This window comes from Helicobacter sp. MIT 14-3879, from assembly GCF_003364125.1.
The window spans coordinates 1-1144 of record NZ_NXLP01000158.1 but is presented as its reverse complement, the minus strand read 5'-3'; the positions used below and the strand labels follow the sequence as shown (position 1 = coordinate 1144).

The 1144-nt window shown below is 30.8% G+C and carries 1 protein-coding gene; it reads right to left on the bottom strand.

Features of this window, described 5'->3' with window-relative positions; translation table 11 throughout:
- Positions 1-578 (bottom strand): ATP-dependent Clp endopeptidase proteolytic subunit ClpP (gene clpP, locus CQA44_RS12120; protein WP_115547432.1); only part of this gene is annotated, 578 nt, incomplete at its 3' end.
- Positions 579-1144 lie beyond the last annotated feature (566 nt).

Here is a 1144-nt window from a genome sequence, read left to right as displayed (position 1 = left end):
TGTCTGCTCATAACACTATCAATAATGCCATATTTAGCGGCTTCATCTGCGCTCATATAAAAATCTCTTTCACAATCTTGTAAGATTTTTTTAACACTTTGTCCAGTGTTTTTCGATAAGATTTCGTTGATAATGTTTTTTAATCGTAGAATTTCTTTTGTCTGAATTTCAATATCTGTTGCTTGTCCTCTAGCACCGCCTAGGGGTTGATGAATCATAATACGCGAATGAGGTAAGGCATAGCGTTTGCCTTTTGTCCCGCAACTCAGGAGAAATGCTCCCATAGATGCGGCTTGCCCTACACATATTGTGCAAATATCTGGTTTGATGTAATGCATTGTATCATAAATGCTAAAGCCACTTGTAACATTTCCTCCCGGTGAATTAATATACAAAAAAACATCTTTTTGCGGGTCTTCCGCCTCTAGGAATAAAAGCTGTGCTACAATTGAACTAGCTACGTTATCATCAATTTCGCTGCTTAACATAATGATTCTATCTTTTAAAAGTCTTGAGTAAATGTCATAGCTGCGTTCTCCTCGTCCGGTTTTTTCAATAACATAGGGAATATAATTCATTAATTTGGTCTCCTTGAGCTCAATAAAGGTCTTTGTTAATAAAATGCAAGTCTCAATAACAATAATGAGGAAAAGGCATTATATCTAAAAATTACACAAAATTCTTTGCGTCTTTAGAATCTTAGTGGGGGTGGTTTATTGTCTTTTAAAGAGAATCACAATTAATAGTTAAACAAGAGAAATACCCACAACTTTCAAGCAAAAAATTCTAAAAAATAAAACTTTATTTCACAAAAAGCCGTAAAATCAAACAATTTGATTTTAACACACAAAGAATCCAAATAACTTATTTTATTCATTTTTATGAGCGTTTTCGCTTCAACACCTTAATCACTCCAAAAAAAAAAAAAAAAGATGTAAGCAAAAATCTCACCTAAGCAACATTTAAGGATTATTGAATTTATCAAAAGGGCGAGGCAAAAACCCTTTAAAGGTTTTTTTTTTAAAAAAAATAAAATTAAACCTAAAAAAGTTAAAATTTAGGGAGGTAAAAATTTTTTAATTTTTTATTTGGGTTTTATTTTTATCAAATTTTTTTTTGTTTTTTTTTTTTTATTTTTGGGTGT